Source organism: Streptomyces sp. NPDC006314 (assembly GCF_040613075.1).
Lineage (GTDB): Bacteria > Actinomycetota > Actinomycetes > Streptomycetales > Streptomycetaceae > Streptomyces.
In genome coordinates, this window is record NZ_JBEXRL010000025.1 from 20,387 (window position 1) to 46,884 (window position 26,498).

27 protein-coding genes are annotated in these 26,498 nt (G+C 70.1%); 20 read left to right on the plus strand and 7 right to left on the minus strand.

Annotated elements, in window-relative coordinates:
• The first annotated feature begins 7 nt into the window (after nt 1-7).
• The 14 genes from ABZ079_RS32065 to ABZ079_RS32130 all read left to right on the plus strand — a co-directional run bounded on the left by ABZ079_RS32065 (nt 8) and on the right by ABZ079_RS32130 (nt 13,214).
• Nucleotides 8-1,501 (plus strand): AMP-binding protein, encoded by a 1,494-nt coding sequence (locus tag ABZ079_RS32065; protein WP_356942956.1) that lies wholly within the window; start codon nt 8-10, stop codon nt 1,499-1,501.
• Complete coding sequence (locus ABZ079_RS32070; RefSeq protein ID WP_356942957.1) at nt 1,498-2,751, plus strand: type III PLP-dependent enzyme; 1,254 nt, start codon at nt 1,498-1,500, stop codon at nt 2,749-2,751. Before ABZ079_RS32065 ends, ABZ079_RS32070 begins: the two co-directional genes overlap by 4 nt.
• The gene (locus tag ABZ079_RS32075) at nt 2,744-3,217 is read left to right on the plus strand and encodes a cobalamin-dependent protein (protein WP_356942958.1); all 474 of its coding nucleotides are present in this window, start codon (nt 2,744-2,746) and stop codon (nt 3,215-3,217) included. The genes ABZ079_RS32070 and ABZ079_RS32075 overlap by 8 nt, the downstream gene beginning before the upstream one ends.
• Nucleotides 3,214-4,506 carry a methylaspartate mutase gene (locus tag ABZ079_RS32080; protein ID WP_356942959.1) on the plus strand — a complete coding sequence of 431 codons (1,293 nt, stop codon included), beginning with the start codon at nt 3,214-3,216 and terminating at the stop codon, nt 4,504-4,506. The genes ABZ079_RS32075 and ABZ079_RS32080 overlap by 4 nt, the downstream gene beginning before the upstream one ends.
• 317 nt (nt 4,507-4,823) lie before the next feature.
• The gene (locus ABZ079_RS32085; protein WP_356942960.1) at nt 4,824-5,261 is read left to right on the plus strand and encodes a hypothetical protein; all 438 of its coding nucleotides are present in this window, start codon (nt 4,824-4,826) and stop codon (nt 5,259-5,261) included.
• Nucleotides 5,262-5,486: 225 nt separating this feature from the next.
• Entirely contained in the window at nt 5,487-6,305 is an 819-nt protein-coding gene (gene atpB / locus ABZ079_RS32090; RefSeq protein ID WP_356942961.1) for a F0F1 ATP synthase subunit A, read from the plus strand.
• 75 nt (nt 6,306-6,380) lie between these two features.
• Nucleotides 6,381-6,620: an ATP synthase F0 subunit C gene (atpE, locus tag ABZ079_RS32095; RefSeq protein ID WP_351250117.1), complete on the plus strand. Its 240-nt coding sequence runs from the start codon at nt 6,381-6,383 to the stop codon at nt 6,618-6,620.
• Nucleotides 6,621-6,667: 47 nt separating this feature from the next.
• Complete coding sequence (locus tag ABZ079_RS32100; protein ID WP_356943022.1) at nt 6,668-7,216, plus strand: F0F1 ATP synthase subunit B; 549 nt, start codon at nt 6,668-6,670, stop codon at nt 7,214-7,216.
• A complete protein-coding gene (locus tag ABZ079_RS32105; RefSeq protein ID WP_356942962.1) occupies nt 7,213-8,028 on the plus strand; it encodes a F0F1 ATP synthase subunit delta in 816 nt (271 codons plus the stop codon). The genes ABZ079_RS32100 and ABZ079_RS32105 overlap by 4 nt, the downstream gene beginning before the upstream one ends.
• 132 nt (nt 8,029-8,160) lie before the next feature.
• Entirely contained in the window at nt 8,161-9,753 is a 1,593-nt protein-coding gene (atpA, locus tag ABZ079_RS32110) for a F0F1 ATP synthase subunit alpha (protein WP_356942963.1), read from the plus strand.
• Nucleotides 9,754-9,774: 21 nt separating this feature from the next.
• Complete coding sequence (locus tag ABZ079_RS32115; RefSeq protein WP_356942964.1) at nt 9,775-10,692, plus strand: F0F1 ATP synthase subunit gamma; 918 nt, start codon at nt 9,775-9,777, stop codon at nt 10,690-10,692.
• Nucleotides 10,692-12,128, plus strand: a complete 1,437-nt coding sequence (atpD, locus tag ABZ079_RS32120) for a F0F1 ATP synthase subunit beta (protein WP_356942965.1) — start codon at nt 10,692-10,694, stop codon at nt 12,126-12,128. The genes ABZ079_RS32115 and atpD overlap by 1 nt, the downstream gene beginning before the upstream one ends.
• A gap of 110 nt (nt 12,129-12,238) precedes the next feature.
• A complete protein-coding gene (locus ABZ079_RS32125; RefSeq protein WP_067129289.1) occupies nt 12,239-12,613 on the plus strand; it encodes a F0F1 ATP synthase subunit epsilon in 375 nt (124 codons plus the stop codon).
• Between the two features lie 154 nt (nt 12,614-12,767).
• Entirely contained in the window at nt 12,768-13,214 is a 447-nt protein-coding gene (locus ABZ079_RS32130) for a DUF2550 domain-containing protein (protein ID WP_356942966.1), read from the plus strand.
• 30 nt (nt 13,215-13,244) lie between these two features.
• Here ABZ079_RS32130 and ABZ079_RS32135 read toward each other — a convergent pair whose 3' ends face one another.
• The 3 genes from ABZ079_RS32135 to ABZ079_RS32145 form a co-directional block, all read right to left on the minus strand.
• Nucleotides 13,245-15,062, minus strand: coding sequence for a glycoside hydrolase family 18 chitinase (locus ABZ079_RS32135; RefSeq protein WP_356942967.1), 1,818 nt, complete (start codon nt 15,060-15,062; stop codon nt 13,245-13,247).
• A 125-nt stretch (nt 15,063-15,187) separates the two neighbouring features.
• A complete protein-coding gene (locus ABZ079_RS32140) occupies nt 15,188-15,829 on the minus strand; it encodes a response regulator transcription factor (protein ID WP_356942968.1) in 642 nt (213 codons plus the stop codon).
• Nucleotides 15,826-16,998: a histidine kinase gene (locus ABZ079_RS32145; protein ID WP_356942969.1), complete on the minus strand. Its 1,173-nt coding sequence runs from the start codon at nt 16,996-16,998 to the stop codon at nt 15,826-15,828. Before ABZ079_RS32145 ends, ABZ079_RS32140 begins: the two co-directional genes overlap by 4 nt.
• Before the next feature lie 151 nt (nt 16,999-17,149).
• On the opposite strand from ABZ079_RS32145, the gene ABZ079_RS32150 reads away from it, so the two are divergent.
• The gene (locus ABZ079_RS32150) at nt 17,150-17,737 is read left to right on the plus strand and encodes a hypothetical protein (protein ID WP_356942970.1); all 588 of its coding nucleotides are present in this window, start codon (nt 17,150-17,152) and stop codon (nt 17,735-17,737) included.
• Here ABZ079_RS32150 and ABZ079_RS32155 read toward each other — a convergent pair.
• Genes ABZ079_RS32155 through ABZ079_RS32165 form a run of 3 tightly spaced genes read right to left on the minus strand, consistent with a single transcriptional unit; the run spans nt 17,734 to nt 19,862 of the window.
• Nucleotides 17,734-18,306: a cob(I)yrinic acid a,c-diamide adenosyltransferase gene (locus ABZ079_RS32155; RefSeq protein ID WP_356942971.1), complete on the minus strand. Its 573-nt coding sequence runs from the start codon at nt 18,304-18,306 to the stop codon at nt 17,734-17,736. The two genes, ABZ079_RS32150 and ABZ079_RS32155, sit on opposite strands and share 4 nt — an antisense overlap.
• A 13-nt stretch (nt 18,307-18,319) precedes the next feature.
• Nucleotides 18,320-19,069, minus strand: a complete 750-nt coding sequence (locus tag ABZ079_RS32160) for an ABC transporter permease (protein WP_356942972.1) — start codon at nt 19,067-19,069, stop codon at nt 18,320-18,322.
• Between the two features lie 10 nt (nt 19,070-19,079).
• Nucleotides 19,080-19,862: an ATP-binding cassette domain-containing protein gene (locus tag ABZ079_RS32165; RefSeq protein ID WP_356942973.1), complete on the minus strand. Its 783-nt coding sequence runs from the start codon at nt 19,860-19,862 to the stop codon at nt 19,080-19,082.
• Between the two features lie 79 nt (nt 19,863-19,941).
• Between ABZ079_RS32165 and ABZ079_RS32170 the strand changes: the two genes are divergently transcribed.
• The 4 genes from ABZ079_RS32170 to ABZ079_RS32185 all read left to right on the plus strand — a co-directional run bounded on the left by ABZ079_RS32170 (nt 19,942) and on the right by ABZ079_RS32185 (nt 24,915).
• Nucleotides 19,942-20,583, plus strand: a complete 642-nt coding sequence (locus tag ABZ079_RS32170) for a helix-turn-helix domain-containing protein (RefSeq protein WP_356942974.1) — start codon at nt 19,942-19,944, stop codon at nt 20,581-20,583.
• Nucleotides 20,584-20,706: 123 nt separating this feature from the next.
• Nucleotides 20,707-21,555, plus strand: a complete 849-nt coding sequence (locus ABZ079_RS32175; protein ID WP_356942975.1) for a 3-hydroxyacyl-CoA dehydrogenase family protein — start codon at nt 20,707-20,709, stop codon at nt 21,553-21,555.
• Between the two features lie 213 nt (nt 21,556-21,768).
• On the plus strand, nt 21,769-22,092 hold the full coding sequence (locus tag ABZ079_RS32180; RefSeq protein WP_356943023.1) for an STAS domain-containing protein: 324 nt from the start codon (nt 21,769-21,771) through the stop codon (nt 22,090-22,092).
• A 270-nt stretch (nt 22,093-22,362) separates the two neighbouring features.
• Nucleotides 22,363-24,915, plus strand: coding sequence for an ATP-binding protein (locus ABZ079_RS32185; RefSeq protein ID WP_356942976.1), 2,553 nt, complete (start codon nt 22,363-22,365; stop codon nt 24,913-24,915).
• A 129-nt stretch (nt 24,916-25,044) separates the two neighbouring features.
• Here ABZ079_RS32185 and nucS read toward each other — a convergent pair whose 3' ends face one another.
• Nucleotides 25,045-25,716, minus strand: a complete 672-nt coding sequence (gene nucS, locus ABZ079_RS32190; RefSeq protein WP_356942977.1) for an endonuclease NucS — start codon at nt 25,714-25,716, stop codon at nt 25,045-25,047.
• A gap of 276 nt (nt 25,717-25,992) precedes the next feature.
• Between nucS and ABZ079_RS32195 the strand changes: the two genes are divergently transcribed.
• Nucleotides 25,993-26,385: an SCO5389 family protein gene (locus ABZ079_RS32195; protein ID WP_356942978.1), complete on the plus strand. Its 393-nt coding sequence runs from the start codon at nt 25,993-25,995 to the stop codon at nt 26,383-26,385.
• The last annotated feature ends 113 nt before the right edge of the window (nt 26,386-26,498 follow it).

The following is a 26,498-nucleotide window of genomic DNA, read 5'->3' on the forward strand; positions in this document are numbered from 1 at the left end:
ACCACGCTTGAACGGCCAGACCATCCACTCCCTGCTGGACGCCGCCGCCCGGGAGGCACCCGACGCCCCGGCGATCCGGGACGCCACCGGCCGCTGGACCTACCGCGAACTGGCGGACGCCGCCGGGGCGTTCGCCCGGTGGCTGCACGGCCAGGGCATCGGCCGCGGTGACCGCGTGGTCGTGCAGCTGCCGACCAGCCGGGAACTGGCCGCGATGTTCTACGGCACGTCCCGGGTCGGCGCCGTCTTCGTCCCGCTCAATCCGGCGATGAAGGAGTTCCACCTGCGGTCCGTCGTGGGGAACGCGGAGCCGAAGCTCGTCCTCACCGACGCCGCGGGCGCCCCGGTGCTGCGCCGCGTCAGCACCGCCCCGGTGCACGACATGGCCGACGTACGGCCGGACCTCGCGTCACCCGGTGAGGCCGCCTTCGAACAGGAGCCGGTCGCCGCCGACGACCTGGCCGTGCTGATCTACACGTCGGGCAGCACCGCGGCGCCGAAGGCGGTCGCCTGTCCCCACGCCCAGGTCACCTTCGCCTGCCGGGCCCTGACCGAGGTGCTCGGCTACCGCCCGGACGACGTGGTCTTCTGCCGCTTCCCCATGTCCTGGGACTACGGCCTGTGCAAGGTCCTGATGACCTGCATCGCCCGCTGCGAGATCGTCCTCGCCGACGGCGAGTCCGACTTCGTCCTGCTCCGGCGCATGCGCGAGACCGGTGTGACCGTCGTGCCGATCGTGCCGTCCCTCGCCTCCATGATCCTCCGCCTGGCCGGCCGGGACGACCGGCCCCTCCCGCCCGTGCGCATGTTCACCAACACCGGTGCCGCCCTGCCGCAGAGCACCATCGACGCCCTGCGCACCCGCTTCCCCGGCGCGCGCGTGGTGCGGCAGTACGGCCAGACCGAGGCCAAGCGCATCACGGTCATGCCGCCCGAGGCCGATCAGGACCGACCCGACTCCGTCGGCCTGCCGCTGCCCGGTACCCGGGTGCTCATCCTCGACGACGACGGAAGCCCGCTGAAGGCCGGCGAGGTGGGGGAGATCGTCGCCGCCGGGCCCCATGTGATGGCCGGCTACTGGCGCAACCCCGAGGACAGCGCCCGCTCCTTCCGCCGCGACCCCCGCACCGGTGAACCCCTGCTGCACACCGGCGACTACGGCTGGCTGGACGACGACGGCTACCTCTACTTCCAGGGCCGCCGCGACGACATGTTCAAGCACAAGGGCTTCCGTATGAGCACTCTGGAGATCGAGAGCGCGGCCCTGGACATCCCCGGGGTGCGGGCCGCCGCCGCGCTGCCGCCCGGTGACCGGCACGGACTCGCCCTGTTCGTCGAGAGCGACCTCGACCCGCAGCAGGTCGTCACCGAGCTGACCAAGCGCCTGGAACTGCCGAAGGTGCCCACCGTCTGCCGCGTCCTGCAGGAGTTCCCGCTCACCCTCCACGGCAAGAACGCCCGCCGCGAACTCGCGGCCCTGCTCGAAGGGGAGGACGCATGACCGAGCCCGCCCGCCTGCGCGAACTGGCCGACGAGTACGGCACCCCCCTCTACGTCTACGACCTCGACCGCCTCGACGCCGCCCGGCGCGACCTGTTCGGCTGGCTGCCCGAGGAGTTCGACGTCTTCTACGCCCTCAAGGCCAACCCGCACGTGGACCTCGTCCGCGCCCTGCGCGAGGGCGAGGGCCGCACCTGCCGTGCCGAGATCAGTTCCACCGGTGAACTCGCCGCGGCCCTGGAGGCCGGTCACGATCCGGCGGAGATCCTCTACACCGGGCCCGGCAAGACCCCCGGCGAACTGCGCGAGGCGATCGGGCTGGGCGTCCGGCTCTTCTCCGCGGAGTCCCTCGGCGACCTGCGGCACATCGGCGAGGCCGCGCTGGCCCACGACGTGGTCGCCGACTGCCTGCTGCGCATCAACGACGCGACGGCCCAGGCGGCCACCGGCGTGCGGATGACCGGCCGCCCCACCCAGTTCGGCATCGACAGCGAGACCGTCACCGACCTCGCGCCGCGGCTGCGCTCGGTACCGGGCACCTCCCTCGCGGGGCTGCACCTGTTCTCCCAGAGCAACGCCACCGACGAGGACTCCCTGATCGCCGAGTTCCGGCACACCATCGACGTCGCCGCCCGCGTCGAGACGGAACTCGGTGTTCCCCTGCGCCTGCTCGACATCGGCGGCGGATTCGCCTCGCCCTACGGGCAGCACGGGGAGCGCACCGCCTACCCGGGCCTGCGCGCCGCGCTCGAAACGGCGCTCGACGCGCGCTTCCCGCACTGGCGGGACGGTACCCCCCGGCTCGCGGTCGAGTCGGGCCGTTACCTGGTCGGCGACTGCGGCAGCCTGCTGGCGTCCGTCAGCAACGTCAAGACCGGCCGCGGCCGGACCTTCGTCGTCCTCGACGCCGGCATCAACACCTTCGGCGGGCTCTCTGGCCTCGGCCGCATCCTCCCGGTGTCCGTCCGCGTCGACTCCGGCGCCGCCGAGACCCGGCGCGTGACCCTCGCCGGGCCGCTGTGCACCCCGGGGGACAGCCTCGGCAGGGATGTCGAGGTCCCCGCCGATCTCGGCCCGGGCGACGTGCTCGCCATCCCGAACACCGGAGCCTACGGCCCCACCGCCAGCCTCCTGATGTTCCTGGGCAGGCCGGCCCCGGCCGAGGCCGTGGTGCGCGACGGCGACGTGGTCTCCGTCTCCCGTATCGAGCACGTACGGACCTACCGGAAGGTGGCAGGAGAACATGACTGATCCGCGCACCGCGCCGCGGCAGACCGTCCTCGTGACGTCGATGGCCTCCGACTCCCACACCTGGAACCTGGTGTACCTCCAGCTTCTCCTGGAGGAGCTCGGCTACGACGTCGTCAACCTCGGCCCCTGCGTCCCCGACGACCTGCTCGTCAGCCGGTGTGCCGGGACCGACCCCGCGTTCGTTGTCATCAGCAGTGTCAACGGCCACGGCCACCAGGACGGCCTGCGCGTCATCCGGAAGCTCCGTGCCCACCCCGACCTGATCACCACCCCCGTGGTCATCGGCGGCAAGCTCGGCGTCGACGGCATGAGCTCCGCCCGCGCCCACGCCCTGCGGGAGGCCGGATTCGACGAGGTCTTCGAGGAGGTCGCGGATCCGGCCGCCGCTCTGGCGGCCTTCGCCGGCTCCCTCCCCCACGCGGCGCCCCGGGGCCCGGTCCCGGTCCCGCTGCGCACCGCCCGATGAGCGACCGGCCGGCCTCGGACTTCGGCGCGTACGTCAGGGCCGGACGCGACGCCGACCGGCTCGTCGTGCAGCCCCGGATGGGATTCGGCGACCCGGCCCTGATGCGCTCAGGGCTGGCGGCCACGCGCGGGGCGGCCGCCCGGACCGTGGGCACCATCACGATCGACGCCCACACCCGGGTCGGTCAGCTGGCGGCCGTCGAGAGCGCCCTGCGGGACGGCGTGCCGCTCAACGGCTATCCCGTGGTCAGCCATCCCGCCGCGACGACCGCGGCGGTGCTGGCCGGCATCCGCGGGCCGGACTTCCCCGTCCAGGTGCGCCATGGTTCGGCGGACCCGCTCGACATCTTCCGCGCCATGCTCGCCGTGCGCCTGGGCGCCACCGAGGGCGGACCGGTTTCCTACTGCCTGCCCTACGGCCGCACGCCGCTGGCGGAGTCGGTCGCCAACTGGGCTCGCGGCTGCGAGCTGCTCACCCGGCTCCGCGACAGCGGTGTGGAGCCGCACCTGGAGACCTTCGGCGGCTGCATGCTCGGTCAGCTGTGTCCGCCGAGCCAGCTCGTGGCCATCAGCGTGCTGGAGGCCCTCTTCTTCGCCCAGCACGGCATCCGCAGCATCTCCGTCAGCTACGCCCAGCAGACCCACCCGGGACAGGACCGCGAGGCCGTCGCCGCACTGCGGCGGCTCTGCGGGGAGCTGCTGCCGGTGCCCGACTGGCACGTCGTGATCTACACGTACATGGGTCTCTACCCGGAGACGCACGACGGTGCCTTTCGCCTGCTCGGACAGGCGGCCGAGCTGGCTGTCGAGGGCGGCGCGCAGCGGCTGATCGTCAAGACGGCGGCCGAATCCCGGCGCATACCCAGTATCGAGATGAACGTCCAGGCGCTGGAGTACGCGGCCCGCTCGGCGCGACAGGCCCCGCACAAGCCCGTCGACGCCGGGGCGGACTCGGCGACCTACGACGAGGCCGCGGCTCTGGTCGGGGCCGTCCTGGATCTCGCCCCGGACGTGGGCCGCGCCCTGTTGCTGGCGTTCCGCAGGGGCTTCCTCGACATCCCCTACTGCCTGCACCCGGACAACAGGGGCCGGACCCTGAGCTACATCGACGAGGACGGGCGTCTGTGCTGGGAGTCGACGGGTGCGCTGCCGCTCGACGCGCCGCGCCGGCTGCACAGCCGACGCGTCACCTCGGCGGGCCTCCTCGCGGACCTGTCCTACGTGCGCCGGAAGTTCGATACCACGCACCGCGCGCGACAAGACACGGAGAGTGACCAGACGGTGGGGTGACCGACGGGTCCCGCCCTGACGGCAAGGTAAGAATCTGACTAAAGCATTGCCAAGTCGTGGGGGTATGAAAAGCCCTATACCACGCAAAGCGGCACCGTTTTTGCACAGAAGCGCACTGTCACTCTCATGTGTGACAGCGAGCACACGCCGTGGGTAAAGACCTCATCAAATAGTTTGTGATACCGTTCACGAGAACCCGGATAGAGCCGAAGGACCCCAGCGAGTCGGTCTCTTGGCGCTGAAGTTCCTCACGCCAGCCCGGGACTACGCTCGTCCATGACGACACCCCTGCCCCCTGTGAAAGCGGAGTTGCCGCCATGCGGTCCAATGACGTCCGGAACCTACTGCACACCGCTGTACCCACCGCAGCCGTCGGTGTGGTCGCAGTCGCGGTCAGTGCTGCGGTGGCGGGCGGCAAGGGGGCGCTCGGTGCCGCGGTCGGGGTGTTGCTGACCCTCCTCTTCATGGGGATCGGCCTGTACGTACTGCAGTGGACGGCGAAAACGCTCCCGCAGCTCTTCCAGGCGATGGGCCTCATGTTGTACGTGGCCCAACTCCTGCTGCTCATGATCTTCTTGGCCCTCTTCAAGGGCACCACGCTCTTCAACGCGAAGGCCTTCGCCTTCTCGCTCGTCGCCGCGACCGTCGTGTGGATGGCCGCGCAGATCCGTGCGCACCTGAAGTCCCAGATCTTCTACGTCGAACCGGACTCCGAGAAGAGCGACAAGCCCCAGAAGACGGGGCCGTCGTCGTGAGGGGTAGGGCCGGGATAAAGGCGTGTGAGATCTCCTGCTATCGTCCGGTGCCAACTGCGGCATCGCGGGCGCGGGCATTCGAGCTGACGCCTGCTCGATCGGGAGGATCGATGCCCCCCAGTCGCCCCCACATCCGTAACACCAGTCCGGTGCCGAACCGCGGCTGTCCGCCGCGCCGACACAACGAGGTTGCCGTACCCATGCGCCACGCTGAAGGAGCCCGCGGTGAGTGCTGACCAGACCACGCTCGCCTTCGACTGGAGTTGCCGTGTCTTCGCCGACAACGGCTGCGGCTTTCCGTCGCCGGGCCTCCACTCCTTCCTGTTCATGCCGATGTTCACGGTCGGCGGCTACGACTTCAACAAGCCCATGCTGCTCGCCATCGTGACGACCCTCGTCGTGGTCGGCTTCTTCTGGGCCGCGTTCGGCAAGGCCAAGGTCATTCCGGGCAAGCTGCAGATGGTCGGCGAGGCGGGATACGACTTCGTCCGCCGGGGCATCGTCTACGAGACGCTCGGCAAGCGTGAGGGTGACAAGTACGTCCCGCTCATGGTCTCGCTGTTCTTCTTCGTCTGGATCCTGAACCTGTGGTCGATCATCCCGGTCGCCCAGTTCCCGGTGACGTCGATCATCGCCTTCCCGGCCGGTCTGGCCCTGGTGGTCTACCTGACCTGGCTGACCGTGACCTTCCGCAAGCACGGCTTCGTCGGCGGTCTGAAGAACATCACCGGCTACGACAAGTCGCTCGGCTGGGTGCTCCCGCTCGTCATGCTGATCGAGTTCTTCTCGAACATCTTCGTGCGGCCCTTCACTCACGCCGTCCGACTCTTCGGCAACATGTTCGCCGGTCACCTCCTGCTCGTGATGTTCACGGTCGCGAGCTGGTACCTCATGGGGGGCTGGCTGGCCCCGACCGGGGTGGTCTCCTTCGTGATGACCTGCCTCATGATCATGTTCGAGCTCTTCGTCCAGGCCGTCCAGGCATACGTCTTCGTCCTGCTGGCCTGCACCTACGTTCAGGGCGCTCTCGCCGAGCACCACTGAGCGTCGCCCGATACGCCCCATCAGACGTCCGGTGGCCAACCCCCACCGGTCCTTGAAAGAGAAGGAAGAATCAGCATGGCTGCCACTGAGACCCTTGCCGCCGTCACCGGCTCCATCGCCTCCGTCGGCTACGGCCTCGCCGCCATCGGTCCCGGCATCGGCATCGGCATCATCTTCGGTAACGGCACCCAGGCCCTCGCCCGCCAGCCCGAGGCCGCCGGTCTGATCCGCGCCAACCAGATCCTGGGCTTCGTCTTCTGTGAGGCGCTCGCCCTCATCGGCATCGTCATGCCGTTCGTTTACACCTACAAGTAAACCGCGGCCGACACCACCCATTAGGGAAAGGCACTGATGACATGCAGCTGACACAGCAGCTGGTGCAGCTGGCGGCGGAGGAGCAGCAGAACCCCCTCATCCCGCCGGGCCCCGAACTGGTCATCGGCCTCGTTACCTTCGCCATCGTCTTCTTCCTCCTCGGGAAGAAGCTCCTCCCGAACATCAACAAGGTTCTGGAAGAGCGTCGCACGGCGATCGAAGGCGGCATCGAAGAGGCCGACGCCATGAAGGTCGAGGCCCAGAGCGTCCTTGAGCAGTACAAGGCTCAGCTCGCCGAAGCCCGGCACGAGGCCGCGCGCCTTCGCCAGGAGGCGCAGGAGCAGGGTGCCGCGCTCATCGCCGAGATGCGCGCCGAGGGCCAGCGCCAGCGCGAGGAGATCGTCGCCGCCGGCCACGCCCAGATCGAGGCCGACCGCAAGGCCGCCGCGTCGGCGCTGCGTCAGGACGTCGGCAAGCTCGCCACCGACCTGGCCGGCAAGCTCGTCGGCGAGTCCCTCGAGGACCACGCCCGCCAGAGCCGTGTGATCGACCGCTTCCTCGACGAGCTCGAGGAGAAGGCCGAGGCCACGCGATGAACGGAGCGAGCCGCGAGGCCCTGGCAGCCGCACGTGAGCGTCTCGACGCGCTGACGGACTCCACGTCCGTGGACGCCGCGCAGCTCGCCGACGAGCTGGCGGCCGTCACCGCGCTGCTCGACCGCGAGGCCGGCCTGCGCCGGGCTCTCACCGACCCGGCGCAGCCCGGAGAGGCGAAGGCGGGGCTGGTTCAGCGTCTGATCGGTGGCCAGGTCGGCGGCACGGCCGCGGACCTGGTGTCCGGGCTGGCCCGTTCGCGCTGGTCGCAGTCGCGCGACCTGGTGGACGCGCTGGAGGAGCTGGCGGGCATCGCCGACCTCACGGCCGCGGAGAAGGCGGGCACGCTCGACGACGTCGAGGACGAGCTGTTCCGGTTCGGCCGGATCGTCTCCTCCAGCACCGAGCTGCGCGCCGCGCTCACCGACCGTGCCGCCGGCACCTCGGCCAAGACCGAGCTGCTGCACCGGCTGCTCGGCGGGCGGGCCAAGCCGGCCACCGAGCGTCTGGTGACGCGCCTCGTGACCGCGCCGCGGGGACGTAGCCTGGAAGCGGGACTGGAGTCCCTGTCCAAGCTCGCCGCCGACCGCCGGAACCGCATGGTCGCCGTCGTCACCTCGGCGGTGCCCCTGAGCGACGGGCAGAAGGAGCGCCTCGGCGCCGCCCTGACCAAGCTCTACGGGCGTCGGATGCACCTCAACCTGGACGTGGACCCCGAGGTCCTCGGCGGGATCCGGGTGCAGGTCGGTGACGAGGTCATCAACGGCTCCCTCGCGGACCGGCTGGACGAGGCCGCCCGCCGCATGGCGAGCTAGCAGCAACTCGATATCTCGAGAAAAGCAGTACGTACTTACGGCCCTGGTTGGGCCGTGCAGAGGATTCCTGGGGGTCGCCCCCAGACCCCCAAAGTGAAACTTCGGGCCCAACAAGGAGAGCAGGGAACCCAGATGGCGGAGCTCACGATCCGGCCGGAGGAGATCCGGGACGCGCTGGAGAACTTCGTCCAGTCGTACAAGCCGGACGCGGCCTCGCGCGAGGAGGTCGGTACGGTCACCGTCGCCGGCGACGGCATCGCCAAGATCGAGGGTCTGCCCTCGGCCATGGCGAACGAGCTGCTGAAGTTCGAGGACGGCTCCCTCGGTCTCGCGCTGAACCTGGAAGAGCGCGAGATCGGTGCGGTCGTCCTGGGCGAGTTCAGCGGCATCGAGGAGGGTCAGCCGGTCACCCGTACCGGTGAGATCCTTTCCGTCGCGGTCGGCGAGGGCTACCTCGGCCGCGTTGTCGACCCGCTCGGCAACCCGATCGACGGTCTCGGCGAGATCGAGACGTCCGGCCGCCGCGCCCTCGAGCTGCAGGCCCCCACGGTCATGCAGCGCAAGTCGGTGCACGAGCCGATGGAGACGGGCTACAAGGCCGTCGACGCGATGACCCCGATCGGCCGTGGTCAGCGTCAGCTGATCATCGGCGACCGCCAGACCGGCAAGACCGCCCTGGCCGTCGACACGATCATCAACCAGCGCGACAACTGGCGCTCGGGCGACCCGAAGAAGCAGGTCCGCTGCATCTACGTCGCCATCGGCCAGAAGGGCTCCACCATCGCCGGCGTGCGCCGCGCGCTGGAGGAGAACGGTGCCCTGGAGTACACGACCATCGTCGCCGCCCCGGCGTCCGACCCGGCCGGCTTCAAGTACCTGGCGCCGTACACCGGTTCGGCCATCGGTCAGCAGTGGATGTACGAGGGCAAGCACGTCCTGATCATCTTCGACGACCTGTCGAAGCAGGCCGACGCCTACCGCGCCGTGTCGCTGCTGCTGCGCCGCCCGCCGGGCCGTGAGGCCTACCCAGGTGACGTCTTCTACCTGCACTCCCGTCTGCTGGAGCGTTGCGCGAAGCTCTCCGACGCCGAGGGCGCCGGCTCGATGACCGGTCTGCCGATCGTCGAGACCAAGGCCAACGACGTCTCGGCGTTCATCCCGACCAACGTCATCTCCATCACCGACGGCCAGTGCTTCCTGGAGTCGGACCTGTTCAACGCCGGTCAGCGCCCCGCGCTGAACGTCGGTATCTCCGTCTCCCGAGTCGGTGGTTCCGCGCAGCACAAGGCGATGCGCCAGGTCTCCGGCCGCCTCCGTGTGGACCTCGCCCAGTTCCGTGAGCTGGAGGCGTTCGCCGCCTTCGGTTCCGACCTGGACGCGGCCTCCAAGGCCCAGCTGGAGCGCGGTCAGCGCATGGTCGAGCTGCTGAAGCAGGACCAGTACCAGCCGATGGCCACCGAGGACCAGGTCGTCTCCGTCTGGGCCGGCACCAACGGCCGTATGGACGAGGTCCCGGTCGCCGACATCCGCCGCTTCGAGAAGGAACTGATCGACTTCCTGCACCGGAAGCACCAGGGCCTGATGACCTCCATCAGGGAGGGCGCCAAGATGTCGGACGACACGATCCAGGCGATCGACGACGCGGTGGCGGAGTTCAAGAAGCAGTTCGAGACCTCGGACGGCAAGCTGCTCGGCGAGGACACTCCGGCCGCTGCCGCCAAGTGACGTAAGGAAGGGACCTGACTCATGGGAGCCCAGCTCCGGGTCTACAAGCGTCGCATCCGATCCGTCACCGCGACCAAGAAGATCACCAAGGCGATGGAGATGATCGCCGCCTCGCGTGTCGTCAAGGCGCAGCGCAAGGTGGCGGCCTCCACGCCGTACGCGACCGAGCTCACGCGCGCGGTCACGGCGGTCGGTACGGGATCGAACACCAAGCACCCGCTCACCACGGAGGCGGAGAACCCGACCCGTGCCGCGGTCCTGCTCCTCACGAGCGACCGCGGTCTGGCCGGCGCCTTCAACTCCAACGCCATCAAGGCGGCGGAGCAGCTGACCGAGCGCCTGGAGCGCGAGGGCAAGCAGGTCGACACGTACATCGTCGGCCGGCGCGGTACCGCGCACTACAACTTCCGTGAGCGCAAGATCGCGGAGTCGTGGAGCGGCTTCACCGACGAGCCGTCGTACGCGGACGCCAAGAAGGTGGCGGCGCCTCTGATCGAGGCCATCGAGAAGGACACGGCCGAGGGTGGTGTGGACGAACTCCACATCGTCTTCACCGAGTTCGTCTCGATGATGACGCAGACGGCGCTCGACGCCCGCCTGCTGCCGCTGCGCCTCGACGAGGTCGCACAGGAGGCGAGGCCGCAGGGCGAGATCCTCCCGCTGTACGACTTCGAGCCCTCGGCCGAGGACGTCCTCGACGCCCTGCTGCCGCGCTACGTGGAGAGCCGTATCTACAACGCGCTGCTCCAGTCGGCCGCTTCGAAGCACGCCGCCACGCGGCGCGCGATGAAGTCGGCCACCGACAACGCGGGCGAGCTGATCAACACGCTCTCCCGTCTTGCCAACGCGGCCCGCCAGGCCGAAATCACCCAGGAAATCAGCGAGATCGTCGGTGGCGCCAGTGCCCTGGCCGACGCGACCGCGGGGAGTGACCGATAATGACCACCACTGTTGAGACCGCGACGGCTACGGGCCGCGTCGCCCGGGTCATCGGCCCGGTCGTCGACGTGGAGTTCCCCGTCGACGCGATGCCGGACATCTACCAGGCTCTGCACGTCGAGGTGGCCGACCCGGCCAACGCCGGCGAGAAGAAGACGCTGACCCTCGAGGTCGCCCAGCACCTGGGTGACGGCCTGGTCCGCACCATCTCCATGCAGCCGACCGACGGTCTGGTCCGCCAGGCCCCGGTCACCGACACCGGCGCGCCGATCTCGGTGCCGGTCGGCGACTTCACCAAGGGCAAGGTGTTCAACACCCTCGGTGAGGTGCTGAACGTCGACGAGCAGTACGAGGGTGAGCGCTGGCCGATCCACCGCAAGGCCCCGAACTTCGACGAGCTCGAGTCCAAGACCGAGATGTTCGAGACGGGCGTCAAGGTCATCGACCTGCTCACCCCGTACGTCAAGGGCGGCAAGATCGGCCTGTTCGGCGGCGCCGGCGTCGGCAAGACGGTGCTCATCCAGGAGATGATCTACCGTGTCGCCAACAACCACGACGGTGTCTCCGTGTTCGCCGGTGTCGGTGAGCGCACTCGTGAGGGCAACGACCTCATCGAGGAGATGACCGACTCGGGCGTCATCGACAAGACCGCGCTGGTCTTCGGTCAGATGGACGAGCCCCCGGGCACCCGTCTGCGCGTCGCGCTGGCCGGCCTGACCATGGCCGAGTACTTCCGTGACGTCCAGAAGCAGGACGTGCTGTTCTTCATCGACAACATCTTCCGCTTCACGCAGGCCGGTTCCGAGGTCTCCACGCTGCTCGGCCGCATGCCGTCCGCGGTGGGTTACCAGCCGAACCTGGCCGACGAGATGGGCCTCCTCCAGGAGCGCATCACCTCGACCCGCGGTCACTCGATCACCTCGATGCAGGCGATCTACGTCCCCGCGGACGACCTGACCGACCCGGCTCCGGCCACCACCTTCGCCCACCTCGACGCGACGACGGTTCTCTCCCGTCCGATCTCCGAGAAGGGCATCTACCCGGCCGTGGACCCGCTGGACTCCACGTCCCGGATCCTGGACCCGCGCTACATCTCGGCGGATCACTACAACACGGCGATGCGTGTGAAGACGATCCTGCAGAAGTACAAGGACCTCCAGGACATCATCGCGATCCTCGGTATCGACGAGCTGGGCGAGGAGGACAAGCTGGTCGTCCACCGTGCCCGTCGTGTGGAGCGCTTCCTGTCCCAGAACACCCACGTGGCCAAGCAGTTCACGGGCGTGGACGGTTCGGACGTGCCGCTCGACGAGTCGATCGCCGCGTTCAACGCGATCTGCGACGGTGAGTACGACCACTTCCCCGAGCAGGCGTTCTTCCTGTGCGGTGGCCTGGAGGACCTCAAGGCCAACGCCAAGGAGCTCGGCGTCTCCTGAGCCCCGTGCTCGTGTGAGGGGGCGGGCGCGTCCCGCCCCCTCGTCCACGCCTACTAGAATTGACCCCAACACCCGGCACTACCGCCGGGTGGTGACCCGAGGAGCCACCCTTGGCTGCTGAGCTGCACGTCGAGCTGGTCGCCGCCGACCGCCAGGTCTGGTCCGGCGAGGCCACCCTGGTCGTCGCGCGCACCACGTCCGGCGACATCGGCGTCATGCCCGGTCACCAGCCGCTGCTCGGTGTGCTGGAGTCGGGCCCGGTGACCATCCGTACGAGTGATGGTGGAACGGTCGTCGCTGCGGTGCACGGCGGTTTCATCTCGTTCGCGGACGACAAGCTGTCGCTGCTGGCCGAGATCGCCGAGCTGTCGGACGAGATCGACGTCCAGCGCACGGAGCGGGAGCTGGAGCGGGCGAAGGCGGAGGGCGACGCCGCCGCCGAGCGCCGCGCGGACGTCCGACTGCGTGCGGCGGCGGCGCGCTGAACCAGCCGCGCTGTACGTTGACGTCACTCAGCCGCGGCCGGCCCGGAGTAATCCGGTGCCGGTCGCGGCTGAGGCAGATGTAGGTGTTTTTTCCGTTTCATTACTCAGTTACAAGAGCAGTGCTACTGCCTGGGAGACGAGGAGGTCGGTGCCGATGGTCCTCGCTCTGACTGTGTGCGGGATCGTGGTCGCGCTCGTGGTGGTGGGGTTGTTCCTGTTCGGGCTGCGCCGCCGGCTCATCCAGCGCTCCGGCGGAACCTTCGACTGCTCGCTGCGCTGGGACGTACCCGAGAAACCGGACGGGGGCGGCAAGGGCTGGAGCTACGGCGTCGCCCGCTACAACGGCGACCGCATCGAGTGGTATCGGGTCTTCTCCTACGCCTTCCGCCCCCGCCGCGTCCTGGAGCGCGCGCAGATCGAGGTGTCCGGCCGCCGTCTGCCCGAGGGCGAGGAGGAGCTGGCGCTGCTGTCCGACGCGGTGGTGCTGGCCTGTACGCACCGGGGCATCCGCCTGGAGCTCGCCATGAGCGAAGACGCGCTGACCGGATTTCTCGCGTGGCTGGAAGCAGCCCCGCCCGGACAGCGCGTCAACGTCGCTTAGAGCGCACTACGGATTTTCCCGACAGCGTGCCTACAGGTTGTCGCTGATGGCGCTCACCAGTTCGCCGTTGCCGGTGTCACCGCTGAACTCCCAGAAGAACGCACCGCCCAGGCCCTGGTTCCTGGCCCACGCCATCTTGGTGGCGATGGTGGCGGGGGTGTCGTACGACCACCAGTTGCTGCCGCAGTGCGCGTACGCCGTACCCGCGATCGTGCCGGTGGCCGGGCAGGACGACTTCAGGATCTTGTAGTCCTCGATGCCCTGCTCGTAGGTGCCGGCCGCCGGGCCCGTGGCCGTGCCGCCCGGGGCGTCCTGGGTGACGCCGGTCCAGCCGCGGCCGTAGAAGCCGATGCCGATGAGCAGCTTCTTCGCGGGGACGCCGGTCGCCTTGAACTTGGCCATCGCGTCGGCGGTGGTGAAGCCCGCCTTCGGGATGCCGGAGTACGAGGTGAGCGGGGAGTGCGGGGCGGTCGGGCCCTTGGCGTCCCAGGCGCCGAAGAAGTCGTACGTCATCACGTTGTACCAGTCGACGTACTGGGCGGCGCCCGCGTAGTCCGCGGCCTCGATCTTGCCACCGGAGGAGCCGTCGGCCGTGGTGGCCGCCGTGACCAGGTTGTTCGAGCCGAACTTGGCGCGCAGCGCGGACATCAGGTTCTTGAAGGCCGCCGCCCCGCTGGTGTCGCAGCTCAGTCCGCAGGCGTTCGGGTACTCCCAGTCGATGTCGATGCCGTCGAAGACGTCGGCCCAGCGCGGGTCCTCGACCAGGTCGTAGCAGGACTGGGCGAAGGCGGCCGGGTTCTTCGCGGCCTCGCCGAAGCCGCCGGACCAGGTCCAGCCGCCGAAGGACCACAGCACCTTGATGTTCGGGTACTTGGCCTTCAGCTCACGGAGCTGGTTGAAGTTGCCGCGCAGCGGCTGGTCCCAGGTGTCGGCGACACCGCTGACGGACTGGTCGGCGGTGAAGGCCTTGTCGTAGTCGGCGTAGGAGTCGCCGATCGCGCACTTGCCGCCGGTGACGTTGCCGAAGGCGTAGTTGATGTGCGTGATCTTCGAGGCGGAGCCGGACGTCACCAGGTTCTTGACGTTGTAGTTGCGGCCGTAGATGCCCCACTCGGTGAAGTAGCCGAGCTTGACCTTGCCGCCGGTGGGCGGGGGAGTGGTGCCGCCGGTGGTGTGCACGGCGACCGAGCCGCTCACCGGGCCGGTCTGGCCGGCGGTGTCGCGGGCCTGCACGGTGTAGGAGTAGTCGGTGCCGGCGGTCAGACCGGTGTCGGTGTACGAGGTCGTGGTCACCGTGCCGACGACCTTGCCGTCTCGCAGGACGTCGTAGTTCCTGACGCCCTTGTCGTCGGTGGCCGCGCTCCAGCTCAGCTTCACCGAAGTGTCGGTGACGCCGGAGGCGGCCGGCGTGCCGGGGGCGGAGGGCGCCGCGTCACCCGGGACCGTCGTACCGTCGCAACTGTCGCCGTTCAGCTTGCAGTTGGACGGGGAGCCGGAGCCCGCGCCGTTGAAGCCGAAGGAGACGGAGGCACCGGGGGCGAGGGTGCCGTTGTAGGACTTGTTCCTGGCGGTCCAGTGGGTGCCGGAGTTCGTGACGTCGGCGTCCCACGCGGAGGTGACGGACGTGCCGGAGGGGAAGTCCCACTCGACGGTCCAGGAGCTGATGCCGGTGGTGCCGGTGTTCTTGATGGTCCACTGGCCGCCGAAGCCGGTTCCCCAGTCGCTGCTCTTGGTGAAGCTCGCCGTCGCGTTGGCCGCGGCCTGGGCGGGGCTCGCGAGACCGACCAGGCCGGCCAGGGGGAGCAACAGGGTCGCGAACCCTGCCGCGGCTCTGTGTCTGAAGCGCATGCTGCGCCTCCCTCTTCATCGGGGGTGTCAGGGGCATGACTGAGCCTTCACGCCCACGGTGCTGCGAGAGTAGAAAGGTCTGGACCACAGGTCAATAGGTCTGGACCACTCGCCGCCCCGGTCCGCTAGACACCCAACTCCTGCGCGAGCACGGCCGCTTGGACCCGGCTGCGCAGCTCCAGCTTGGCCAGCAGACGGCTGACGTGCGTCTTCACCGTCCCCTCCGCCATCTGGAGCCGCTCGGCGATCTCGGCGTTGGACAGCCCCTCGCCGACGCAGGACAACACCTCCCGCTCACGCCGGGTCAACCCCTCCAGCACGACCGGATCGACCTTCGTCTCCCGCACCGGTGCCGCGGCGAACTCCGCGATCAGCCGCCGGGTCACGGCCGGCGCCACGATCCCCTCCCCGCGGGCCACCGTCCGCACCGCCTGCAGCAGATCCTTCGCCTCGGTGTTCTTCAGCAGGAACCCGGCCGCTCCGGCCCGCAGCGCCCCGAACACATACTCGTCGAGGTCGAAGGTGGTCAGCACGAGCACGTCCGCGAGCTGCTCGGTGACGATCTGCCGGGTCGCGGACACCCCGTCCAGCCGGGGCATCTGAACGTCCATCAGGACGAGGTCCGGCCTGATGCTCCGGGCCAGTTCGACCGCCCGCAGCCCGTCCTCCGCCTCGCCGACCACGTCGATGTCGGGCGCGCTGCGCAGGATCAGGACGAGCCCGGCGCGGACGGCGGACTGGTCCTCGGCAACCAGGACACGGATCATGCGGGGTCTCCTTCGGTGAGCGGAAGCGTGGCGCGTACAGCCCACTGACCATCCTCGGGCCCCGCCTCGAAACGCCCGCCGAGCAGGGTGGAACGCTCCCGCATCCCGGCAAGGCCGGAGCCCGAGCCGGGCGCGCGGGCGGCGTCGCCGGGGCGGTAGGCGCTGGTCACCCGGACGTGCAGGGAGCCGTTCTCCTCGCGGACCACGACGCGGACCCGCCCCTCGGCCGCGTGCTTCAGGGCGTTGGTCAGCGACTCCTGCACGATCCGGTAGGCGGCCAGCTCGACCGGCGCGGGAACGCGGTCGTGGCCGGCGTCCAGGGTGACGTCCAGGCCGTTGGCGCGGGCGCCCTCGACCAGAGCGGCGAGACCGTCCAGGGTGGGGGTGGGGGAAGGCTCCAGGTCACCGCTGCTGTCTCGCAGGATCCCGATCAGCCGCCGCATCTCGGCCAGTCCCGCGACGCTGTTCTCCCGGATGACGGCCAGGGCGTCCCGGGAGGTCTTCGGGTCGTCGAGGGAGAGCGCGGCCGTGGAGTGGATGGCGATCGCGGACAGGTGGTTGGCGACCATGTCGTGCAACTCCCGCGCGAACCGGGCCCGTTCGGCGGTGACGGCCTGTCTGCGGTCCATCTCGGCGAGCAGCGCGGTCTGTTCGGCGCGCAGCCGGGCCGCCTCGGCCGCGTCCCGGTGGTTGCGCACCACCCAGCCGGTGGCGGCGGGCGCGAACGCCACCACGCCTACGGCGACACCGACGAGCAGGCCTTGTGGATCGCGCCAGAGGGCGGCGGGCAGGAGGCCGCCGAGGACCGTCAGCATCCCGGTGATCCAGGGGATGCGGCGGGCGGAGGCCGGGGTGCCGTACAGGACGGCCGCGTACATGAGGTCCGTGTACAGCACGATGGTGACGATGCTGCCGACCGTCACCGTGTCCAGGGCCAGCGCGGCCGTGCCGAACAACAGGCCGGTGCGGGGCCGGGCGCGGCGCAGCGGCTCGCAGGCGACGGTCAGCGCCAGCGGCACCAGCGGGGCCCATGACGCGTGCCACAGCACGACGGGGTCCGAGGCCCTGCCGGGGTGGATCCCGAGCGCCCACAGCAGCACCCCGCCGAGCAGCCCGCCCACGGCGATGCGCCAGTCGTCGCGGTGGGGGCGGGGAAGTGCGAAGGGCATGCCTCCATCCAACACGGCCCCCGGTCGCCCCGCCTGCTCCCCCGGAAGGGTCCCGGACTGCGACTTTCGCTTACGACGGTTTCGTCAGCGGTGACGATGATCCGCACGCCGGCCCACGGGAGCCTGGAAGGGTGAGGGAAGGGAGTGAGTCGTGATCGTCGCAATGATCATCGCCTGTGAGGTGGCGTTCTGGGTGCTGCTGGCGGCCGGACTGGCCTTCCGGTACGGCCTTCGGATGCCGCGCACCGGACTTCTGCTGCTGCTGTGCGAGCCGCTCCTGGAGATCGTGCTCTTCGCCGTGACCGCGATCGACCTCAAGAACGGCGCCGAACCCGACTGGCGGCACGGGCTCGCCGCCGTCTACATCGGCTTCACCGTCGGCCTCGGCCACTCCACCATCAAGTGGGCCGATGCCCGGGCGGCCCACCGCTTCGCCGGGGGCCCGCCCCCGGCCAGGGCCCCCAGGTACGGCACGGCCCGCGCCGTCCACGAATGGAAGGTCGCGGGCCGCTGGGTCGTGGCCGCGCTGGTCGCCCTCGCGCTGCTCCAGGCCGCCGTCTGGTACGTCGGCGGCGACGGCGACACCGGCTCCCTGCGGGCGTGGCAGGTGCGGATGCTGTGGCTGATCGGCATCAACGTGATCATCGCCGCCAGTTACACGCTGTTCCCGAAGCGGGAACCGAAGCGGGAACCGGAGCGGAAGCCGGAGCGGAAGCCGGAACCGGCCGAGCGGCGCTAACGCTCCCCGCCCGGCACCCACAGCACGTCGCCGGCCTCGCCGTTCGCCGCCCGGGCCAGGATGAACAGCAGGTCGGAGAGGCGGTTGAGGTAGGTCGCGGTCAGCGGGTTCATGGACTCGCCGTGAATCTCCAGGGCCGCCCAGGTGGAACGCTCGGCCCGGCGGACGACCGTACAGGCCTGGTGCAGCAGCGCCGCGCCCGGCGTACCCCCCGGCAGGATGAAGGAGCGCAGCTTCTCCAGGCGCTCGTTGAAGCGGTCGCAGTCCGCCTCCAGCTTGTCGATGTAGAACTGCTCCACCCTGAGCGGCGGGAACTCCGGGCTCTCCACCACCGGCGTCGACAGGTCCGCGCCCACGTCGAACAGGTCGTTCTGGACACGGGTGAGGACCTTGACGACCTCCTCGTCGAGGTTGCCCAGTGCGATCGCGGTGCCGATCACCGCGTTGGCCTCGTTGGCGTCCGCGTACGCGGAGATCCGGAGGTCCGTCTTGGGCACCCGGCTCATGTCGCCGAGGTTGGTGGTGCCCTTGTCGCCGGTCCTGGTGTAGATGCGCGTCAGATTGACCATGTGGCCAGCGTAGTTACGCTCCCGCGGTCCGGAACACGCGTGTGCCCACTGTCACGGCGAGGACCGTGAAGCCGACGGCGACGAGGACGCCGTACAGCATGTGCGCGCTCGTGTACCGGCCGACGTACGCGTCACGCACCGCGTCCACCAGATAGCGGAACGGCACCAAGTGCGAGAGCGCGTCCAGCCAGGCCGGGGCGAGGGTCATCGGCAGCATCAGGCCGGACAGCAGTATCGACGGCATCGACACCGCGTTGATCAACGGGCCGAACTCGTGCGGTGTGCGGACCTTCATCCCCAGCGCGTACGACAGCGAGGCCAGCGAGAGCGTGAGCAGGGCGACGAAGGCGAAGCCGATCAGAACGCCGGCGACCGGTGCGCGCAGGCCCATCACCAGCGCCGCCAGCACCAGCAGCACCGCCTGAAAGACGAAGACCGTGGCATCGCGCAGCGCCCGGCCGAGGAGCAGGGCGAGGCGGTTGACCGGAGTCACCCGCATCCGCTCCACCACCCCCTGCCCCTTCTCGATGATGACCGTGAAGCCGGCGAACAGGGCTCCGAACAAGCCGAGTTGGAGCAGCAGGCCGGGGACGAGCAGCTGCCAGGAGCTGCCCTCGCCGCCCAGCGGCAGGTCGGTGAGCAGCGGGCCGAAGAAGAGCAGATACAGCAGCGGCGTCAGCACCCCGAAGAGCAGGGCGAAGCGGGAGCGCAGGGACTGGCGCAGATAACGGCCGTAGACGAGGGCCGTGTCATGGAGAAGCATTCCGGGGGTCCTATACGGCTACGGGGGTGGCGTCGGCCGGCGCGGGGCCGCGGCCGGTGATGGCGAGGAAGGTGTCCTGGAGCGTGGCGTCGAGCGAGCCGCCGTGCTCCAGCTTGAGCGCACCCGGCGTGCCCTCGGCGACGACCACGCCCCGGTCGACGATCACCAGGCGGTCGGCGAGGGCGTCGGCCTCGTCCAGGTAGTGGGTGGTCAGGAAGACGGTGGTGCCGTACGCGTCGCGCAGCCGGCGGACCAGGTCCCACAGGTCGGCACGGCTGCCGGGGTCCAGGCCGGTCGTCGGCTCGTCGAGGAAGAGCACCTTGGGGCGGTGGGTGAGCGCCATCGCGATGTCGAGCCGGCGCCGCTGGCCGCCCGAGAGCGCGCCGGTCTTCCGGTCGAGGAGCCCGGCGAGGTCCAGTTCCCGGGCCAGTTCGTCGGCGCGCTCGACCGCCTCGGTCTTCGACAGGCGGTACATCCGCCCCTGGGTGACCAGCTCCTCCCGCACGGTGATCTGCGGGTCGACTCCGCCGGACTGGGCGACGTAGCCGCTCACCCGGCGTACCCCGGCCGGATCGGTCGCCAGGTCGTGTCCCGCGACGGTGGCCGCGCCGCCGGTGGGCTTCAGCAGGGTGGTGAGCATCCGCAGGGTGGTCGTCTTGCCGGCGCCGTTGGGTCCGAGGAAGCCGAGGATCTCGCCCTCCTGGACGGCCAGGTCGACGCAGCGCACGGCCTCCACGGGCCCGGCCTTGTTCTGGAAGGTGCGGGCGAGGCCCGCCGCACTGATGACTGCCATACCCCCAGAAAAACAGAGGCACTGAAATTTTGCAACGACCCCAAAGTTTCAGCAGTTCCAACGAAGTTAGGATGCGGACATGGCTGAGGGACTCAGGGAGCGGAAGAAGCGGCAGACCAGGCAGTACCTCTCGGATGTCGCCACGGGGCTGTTCATGGAGCGCGGCTTCGACGCGGTGACGGTCGCGGAGATCGCCGAGGCCGCCAATGTCTCCGTCAACACCGTCTACAACTACTTCCCCGCCAAGGAGGACCTCTTTTTCGACCGCTCCGCCGGCATGGTCGACCGGCTCGCGCGCTGGGTGCGCGGGCGGGACGCGGGGGAATCCGCCGCGCGCGCCGTCCTGCGCGAACTGCGCGGTGAGGTCGAGGCCGTCTCGCCCCGGGTGGGGCTGATGGAGGGATATGACCGCTTCATGCGCGTCATCGATGAAGCGCCGCCGCTGCGCTCCCGGCTGTGGAGCCTGCAGCAGGAGATCCACGACAACGTGGAGGCGGTCCTGCGTGAGGAGACGGGCGCCGCCGCCGGCGATCCCCTGCCGGACCTGATGGCCGGTCAGATCTGCTGGATCCACCAGGCGGTCTTCGTCACCATCGGCCGCGAGATGCTCGCAGGGCGCAAACCGGCCGAAGTGTCACGAGAGGTACTCGCCCTCCTCGACGACATCGAGGACCTGTTGAGCGAAAAGGTCCTCAACTACGCCGTCCGGGGCGCGCTCTGAGTGCCGGCGGTGTGATGTCCGTCAAATGAGACGTGACGCGCATTACTTACCGGTCACACAGCCGCTCCGGAGCGCTATGGTCCGCCGAGGAGGCAGACGTCAACAGGGTTTGAGGGAGTCGGAGTGGCACGGAAGCTCGCTGTCATCGGGGCCGGACTCATGGGGTCCGGTATCGCCCAGGTCGCCGCGCAGGCGGGCTGGGACGTCATCCTGCGTGACGTCACCGACGAGGCGCTGAGGCGTGGCACGGACGGCATCAAGGCCTCGTACGACAAGTTCGTCGGCAAGGGCAGGCTGGAGGCGCGCGACGCCGAGGCCGCCCTGGCCCGCATCACCCCGACCACCGATCTGGACGCGGCCGGCGACGCCGACATCGTCGTGGAGGCCGTCTTCGAGAAGCTGGAGGTCAAGCACGAGATCTTCCGGGCACTCGACAAGATCGTGCGCCCCGGGGCCGTGCTGGCCTCCAACACCTCCGCCATCCCGATCACCAAGATCGCGGCGGCCACCGAGCACCCCGAGCGGGTCGTCGGTGTGCACTTCTTCTCGCCGGTCCCGATGATGCAGCTCGTCGAGCTGGTCCGCGGCTACAAGACCAGCGACGAAACCCTCGCCACCGCGCGGGAGTTCGCCGAGTCCGTCGGCAAGACGTGCATCGTCGTCAACCGGGACGTCGCCGGCTTCGTCACCACCCGGCTGATCTCCGCCCTCGTCGTCGAGGCGACCAAGCTCTACGAGTCGGGTGTCGCGACCGCCGAGGACATCGACCTCGCCTGCAAGCTGGGCTTCGGCCACGCCATGGGCCCGCTCGCCACCGCGGACCTCACCGGCGTGGACATCCTGCTGCACGCCACGAGCAACATCTACACCGAGTCCCAGGACGAGAAGTTCGCCCCGCCGGAGCTGATGCGCCGGATGGTGGACGCCGGTGACATCGGCCGCAAGAGCGGGCAGGGCTTCTACACGTACTGAGAAGCATCGGTGCGTCGTGCCGGGACCCGTCGGTCCGGCGCACCGAAACCATCCGTACACGCATACGCCGGACATTCACCCCGAGAGCATCACTCCCAGGGGTGAATTCGGTATCGGTTCGCTTACAAACAGCAACCGCGCCGCCACTCACACAGTCAGACGTTGCACAGCACCGTCACGGAGTACGCCAACCGCATTCAACGGGGAGCGCATATGTACATCAGGGGCGACCACGCCGAGCTGGTCGTCGGGGGCCGCCTCGACGTCCGCAGCGCGGCGGACGCCCGTACGGCCCTGCACTCGGCCGTCGACGACGGAGTCGGCGACCTGGTGCTCGACCTGTCAGAACTGGATTCCTGGGACGCCACCGGCCTCGGGGTGATCATGGGTGCCCACCGGCGGGCCGGCCGCTGCGGTCGCCGGCTGGTGCTGCGCGCCGTACCGCCGCAGATGCAGCGCCTGTTGGTGGCCACCCGGCTGCACCGCATCCTCGCCATCGAGGGCGGCATCGGCGTGGAGTCGCTGCCCCGGGTGTAACGCCCGGATCCGGTGTGAACCGGGCGACGGGGGAGACCCGGGCGCGGCCGCCGAAGCGCACGTCGCGGGCAATCCTCACGAGACTGTGACGTCTCGGACCGCATGGCACCCCGCCCTGTCGGAGATACTGGGCGAAGGTTTAGGGTTCGGTCGCCCGCCGCCTCGCAACCCTCGACCGAGCGGGCCCGGACCAGAAGCGACAGCGCGGTGTGCGGCAGGCCGGGAGGGGCCGGATCACGGGCACACGACGCTTTTGGGGGACTTGAACCCATGGACCCGAACACCCCGGGACCCGAGGAGCACGGCCAGGCGCACAGCCGCCGCCCGCCCCGGGAATCCCTCACCTCCGACTTCGTCCCGAGCGCACCCGCGCTCGCCCGCACGGTGCAGCTCGTCTCCGGCGACCTGCTGCTGACCGTCAACCCGGTCGACGGCAGCGAGATCGAGCACTGCCCGCCCGCGGAACGTCCCGGCCGGCCCCGCAAGCGCACCGCCGCCGAGCGCGCCGAGGCCGAGCGCCCCGCCCGGCCGCCGGTGCCGCCCGGACCCGCCCGACCCGTGTACTCCCTGCTGGAGCGCCAGGACGAACGCGAGCGCCTGGTCCGGCTGCTGGCCCGGGGCCGCTCCGTACGGCTGACCGGCCCCGGCGGCTCCGGCCGTACCGCCCTCCTCGACCTGGTCGCCGAGGACTGCCAGGACCTCGCCCCCGATGGTGTGGTCCGCCTGAACGGCTTCCACCGCACGGCCGGCGAAGTCCTGGACGACCTCTTCCACACCGTCTACGACGCCCCCCGGTACCGCCCGGAACGGGACGAACTGCTCGCCCTGGTGCGGGAGATCGGCGCGGTCGTCGTCCTGGACGACGTCGAGTTCGGCGGCTCCGCCCTGGACGAGCTGCTCGACGCCACCCCCGAGTGCGCCTTCCTGCTGGGTGCCACCCCCGACATCCCCGCGCCCTCCGCCGAGTCGGAGGTCGAGGAGATCTTCCTCGGCGGCCTGGACCGCGCCGCGGGCGTGGAGATCCTGGAGCGGACCATCGGCCGGATCCTCACCGAGGAGGAGGCCAACTGGGCCGGCGACCTCTGGTTCGAGTCCGAGGGGCTGCCGCTGAGGTTCGTCCAGGCCGGTGCCCTGCTCCGGCAGCGCGACCAGCTGCGGGCCAGCGCCGGGGCGGTGGACGAGCACGGGGTCTTCGAGGACGTACGCCAGCCGGCGGACCTGCCCGTGGACCTGGAGGAGGGCGTCCCGCTGCCCTCTCTCGGCGAGGCCGCGGCCCCCGCCCCGCTGCTCGCCTCCCGGCTCAGCGCCTCCGCCCGCGCCGCCCTCCGCTTCGCGGTCGCCCTCGGCGGTGAGGTGCCCCATCAGGCGCATCTGCCGGCCCTGGTCGGAGACACGCACGCCGACGCCGCCCTCGGTGAGCTGGCGGACTGCGGACTGGTCTCCCCGGTCGGCTCCCGCTACCGCCTCGCCGCCGGCGTGCGGACCCAGCTGGAGGCCGCCGGATACGCCGACGACGCACCGGCCCAGGCACTCACCGCCGCCCAGCACTACGCGTGGTGGGCCGGCCACCCCTCGGTCACCCCCGAGCGGGTGTGCGCGGAGGCCGACGCGCTGCTGGCCGCGCTCGCCGCCGTCGTACCGCAGGCCTCTCCGCCCGCCGAGGGCGAGGAGGTCTGCGCGGTACGGCTCGCCCGGACGGCCGCGCCCGCCTTCGCCGCCGGACTCCACTGGAACGCCTGGGAACGGGCTCTGCGCTCCGGCTCGGAAGCCTCCCGGGCGGTCGGCGAGGTGTCCGAACAAGCCTATTTTCACCATGAGTTGGGGATCCTCGCGCTCTGCGGCGGGCAGCTCGGCCGGGCGCGCGCCGAACTGGAGGCCTCCATCGGGCTGCGCGGGGCGCTCGCCGACAAGCGGGGCACCGTGGCCGGCCGGCGGGCGCTGGCACTGGTCGCCGACCGCTCGGGCGAGGTGCCCGGGGTGGCGGCCACGGCGGGCGAGGAGGTGCCGGAGGTACGGCACGAGGAGCCGGCGCCGCCGCCGTACGGCCTCGTCGGCGACCCGCTGGTCACCCATCAGCCCCCGGCTCCCAAGCCGTACGGCGACTTCCGGCGCGTGGCCCGCCGCAATCTGGTGGCGGCCGGCTCGGGCGCGCTGCTCGTCGCGGTGCTCGGCACGGTCGTCACCCTCGGCATGACGTCGGACGAGAACGCGGGCAAGAACCCGGCCGGCAAGGTCGACGTCAACCCGTCGGTGAGCCAGGGCGTGGACGACGGCAGTCTGGGCGCGGACCCGACGAAGGGCACCGGCGACAGCACCGGAAGGACGACCAGCCGGCCCACGTCACCGGGCCGCGACGGTACGTACGGCACGTACGGCGCGACCGACGGCCCGGCGCCGCCCCCGGACACCGCTCGGCCGTCGGAGAGCGTCAAGCCGTCCGGCCCCGGCACGTCCTCCAGCCCGCCGTCCAAGTCGCCCAAGCCGTCGGGGTCGACCAGCTCGTCGAGCGGCGGTACGACAGGCGACTCCACCGGCGGTACCACGGGTGGCTCCACCGGCGGTACGACGGGTGGGACCACGGGGGGCGACACGTCCACCGGCGGCAGCGGCACCGGCGGTACGACGGACGGCTCCACCAGCGGTACGACGACCACGGGGGGCACGTCCACGGGCGGGACCACGGGGGGCGACAGCAGCGGGACGACGAGCGGCACGGACGCCGGCACGACGACCGGCTCAGACGCCGGGACGTCGGGCAGCGCGTCTGCGAGCGCACCGCAGGGCGGCACGGGATCACCGAGCGGCTTCGGTGCGGTGATGTAGCGCGGGCCACCCCACTGAATCCGCCGCGACGGTGCGCAACCTACCGGGCTGGCGCCCTCGCGGCGGAGGGGGAGCGGTGGAGAAGGGCGCGCGGTGCAGGCGGAGCCGCGCGCGGTCGTGTCGGTGCGGTCAGAACAGCCGCAGTTTGTCGTCCTCGATGCCGCGGAGTGCGTTGTAGTCGAGGATCTGGCAGTTGATGCCGCGGTCGGTGGCGAGGACGCGGGCCTGGGGCTTGATCTCCTGTGCGGCGAAGACGCCGCGGACCGGAGCCAGGTGCGGGTCGCGGTTCAACAGCTCCAGGTAGCGCGTGAGCTGCTCCACCCCGTCGATCTCCCCGCGCCGCTTGATCTCGACGGCGACGGTCCGGCCGTCGGCGTCCCGGCAGAGGATGTCCACCGGGCCGATCGCCGTCATGTACTCGCGGCGGATGAGCGTGTATCCCTCGCCGAGCGTCTCGATGCGGTCGGCGAGCAGTTCCTGAAGATGCGCTTCCACGCCGTCCTTGATCAGGCCGGGGTCCACGCCGAGCTCGTGCGAGGAATCGTGGAGGATCTCCTCCATCGTGATGATCAGTTTCTCGCCCGCCTTGTTGACGACGGTCCACACACCCTCGTCCTCGCCCGTGCCCTCCTTCAGCGTGCAAGGCGGCGACATCCAGTTGAGGGGCTTGTAGGCCCGGTCGTCGGCGTGGATGGAGACGCTGCCGTCCGCCTTGACCAGGATCAGGCGGGGAGCCGAGGGCAGGTGGGCGGTGAGCCGGCCGGCGTAGTCGACCGAGCATCGGGCAATGACGAGACGCATGGTCGGCAACGCTACTCGACGCCCGTCGGTGCGCGCGATCCGCCCGCCCCGCTCCCCAGGGATCACCCCATATGTCCCTGGAAACTCTTGTTCATCCCTGGCCGATTGTGGGCGTAACGGGACCGTTCCATATGCGCATTCTGCTGGTGTGGTCACCGACCGTTGCCTACCGTAGTGAACGGGAGGTCGCGGCGCATGTACTGAGCGTGTTCGAAATCGCGAACTCCCTTATCTGTCCGGCAACCCCTGCTGTTCGGGGGTGCGAGAGGAGAACCCATGTCGCTCGACGTCTCACCGGCCCTACTCGAACAGGCCGAGCGAGGCGAGGTCGACGAAGCAGCATTCGTCGACTGCGTCCGGACCTCCCTGCCCTACGCGTGGGAGATGATCAGTTCCCTGGTGGCTCAGCTGAAGGTGGACGGCGGACCCTTCGCCGACAACCAGACGCCCCCGCCGGACGAGCAGGCGCGCGGTCAGCTGCTGCGTGCCCTCGCGAGTGACGCCATACGCGGTGCGCTGCAGCGGCACTTCGGTGTGCGGCTGGCCTTCCAGAACTGCCACCGCGTGGCGGTGTTCCCCGTGGACGCCTCGGTGGACGAGACGTTGGCACGCTTCACATCGGTGCGCAACCAGCTGCTCAACCAGTCGCCGGAGCTTCGGGACTGCTGACCGGCTGCTGCGTACGGCCGAGGCATCGAGCCACCTGCTTGCCGCTCCACCCCGCGGGAGACGTATTCCGTACCGGGGCGGCAAGCCCCCCAGGTGGCTTGCGCGTTGCAGGC

Excerpts from the sequence above, each read along its gene's own strand:
- ABZ079_RS32085 (WP_356942960.1), top strand. The coding sequence starts at position 4,824 with ATGCGGTCCAATGACGTCCGGAACCTACTGCACACCGCTGTACCCACC.
- ABZ079_RS32180 (WP_356943023.1), top strand. The coding sequence starts at position 21,769 with ATGTACATCAGGGGCGACCACGCCGAGCTGGTCGTCGGGGGCCGCCTC.
- ABZ079_RS32160 (WP_356942972.1), bottom strand. The coding sequence starts at position 19,069 with ATGCTTCTCCATGACACGGCCCTCGTCTACGGCCGTTATCTGCGCCAG.
- ABZ079_RS32135 (WP_356942967.1), bottom strand. The coding sequence starts at position 15,062 with ATGCGCTTCAGACACAGAGCCGCGGCAGGGTTCGCGACCCTGTTGCTC.
- atpE (WP_351250117.1), top strand. The coding sequence starts at position 6,381 with ATGGCTGCCACTGAGACCCTTGCCGCCGTCACCGGCTCCATCGCCTCC.
- ABZ079_RS32145 (WP_356942969.1), bottom strand. The coding sequence starts at position 16,998 with ATGCCCTTCGCACTTCCCCGCCCCCACCGCGACGACTGGCGCATCGCC.
- ABZ079_RS32185 (WP_356942976.1), top strand. The coding sequence starts at position 22,363 with ATGGACCCGAACACCCCGGGACCCGAGGAGCACGGCCAGGCGCACAGC.
- ABZ079_RS32070 (WP_356942957.1), top strand. The coding sequence starts at position 1,498 with ATGACCGAGCCCGCCCGCCTGCGCGAACTGGCCGACGAGTACGGCACC.
- ABZ079_RS32105 (WP_356942962.1), top strand. The coding sequence starts at position 7,213 with ATGAACGGAGCGAGCCGCGAGGCCCTGGCAGCCGCACGTGAGCGTCTC.
- ABZ079_RS32155 (WP_356942971.1), bottom strand. The coding sequence starts at position 18,306 with ATGGTCAATCTGACGCGCATCTACACCAGGACCGGCGACAAGGGCACC.
- ABZ079_RS32170 (WP_356942974.1), top strand. The coding sequence starts at position 19,942 with ATGGCTGAGGGACTCAGGGAGCGGAAGAAGCGGCAGACCAGGCAGTAC.
- ABZ079_RS32115 (WP_356942964.1), top strand. The coding sequence starts at position 9,775 with ATGGGAGCCCAGCTCCGGGTCTACAAGCGTCGCATCCGATCCGTCACC.
- atpD (WP_356942965.1), top strand. The coding sequence starts at position 10,692 with ATGACCACCACTGTTGAGACCGCGACGGCTACGGGCCGCGTCGCCCGG.
- ABZ079_RS32130 (WP_356942966.1), top strand. The coding sequence starts at position 12,768 with ATGGTCCTCGCTCTGACTGTGTGCGGGATCGTGGTCGCGCTCGTGGTG.
- nucS (WP_356942977.1), bottom strand. The coding sequence starts at position 25,716 with ATGCGTCTCGTCATTGCCCGATGCTCGGTCGACTACGCCGGCCGGCTC.
- ABZ079_RS32165 (WP_356942973.1), bottom strand. The coding sequence starts at position 19,862 with ATGGCAGTCATCAGTGCGGCGGGCCTCGCCCGCACCTTCCAGAACAAG.
- ABZ079_RS32195 (WP_356942978.1), top strand. The coding sequence starts at position 25,993 with ATGTCGCTCGACGTCTCACCGGCCCTACTCGAACAGGCCGAGCGAGGC.
- ABZ079_RS32140 (WP_356942968.1), bottom strand. The coding sequence starts at position 15,829 with ATGATCCGTGTCCTGGTTGCCGAGGACCAGTCCGCCGTCCGCGCCGGG.
- atpA (WP_356942963.1), top strand. The coding sequence starts at position 8,161 with ATGGCGGAGCTCACGATCCGGCCGGAGGAGATCCGGGACGCGCTGGAG.
- ABZ079_RS32075 (WP_356942958.1), top strand. The coding sequence starts at position 2,744 with ATGACTGATCCGCGCACCGCGCCGCGGCAGACCGTCCTCGTGACGTCG.
- ABZ079_RS32080 (WP_356942959.1), top strand. The coding sequence starts at position 3,214 with ATGAGCGACCGGCCGGCCTCGGACTTCGGCGCGTACGTCAGGGCCGGA.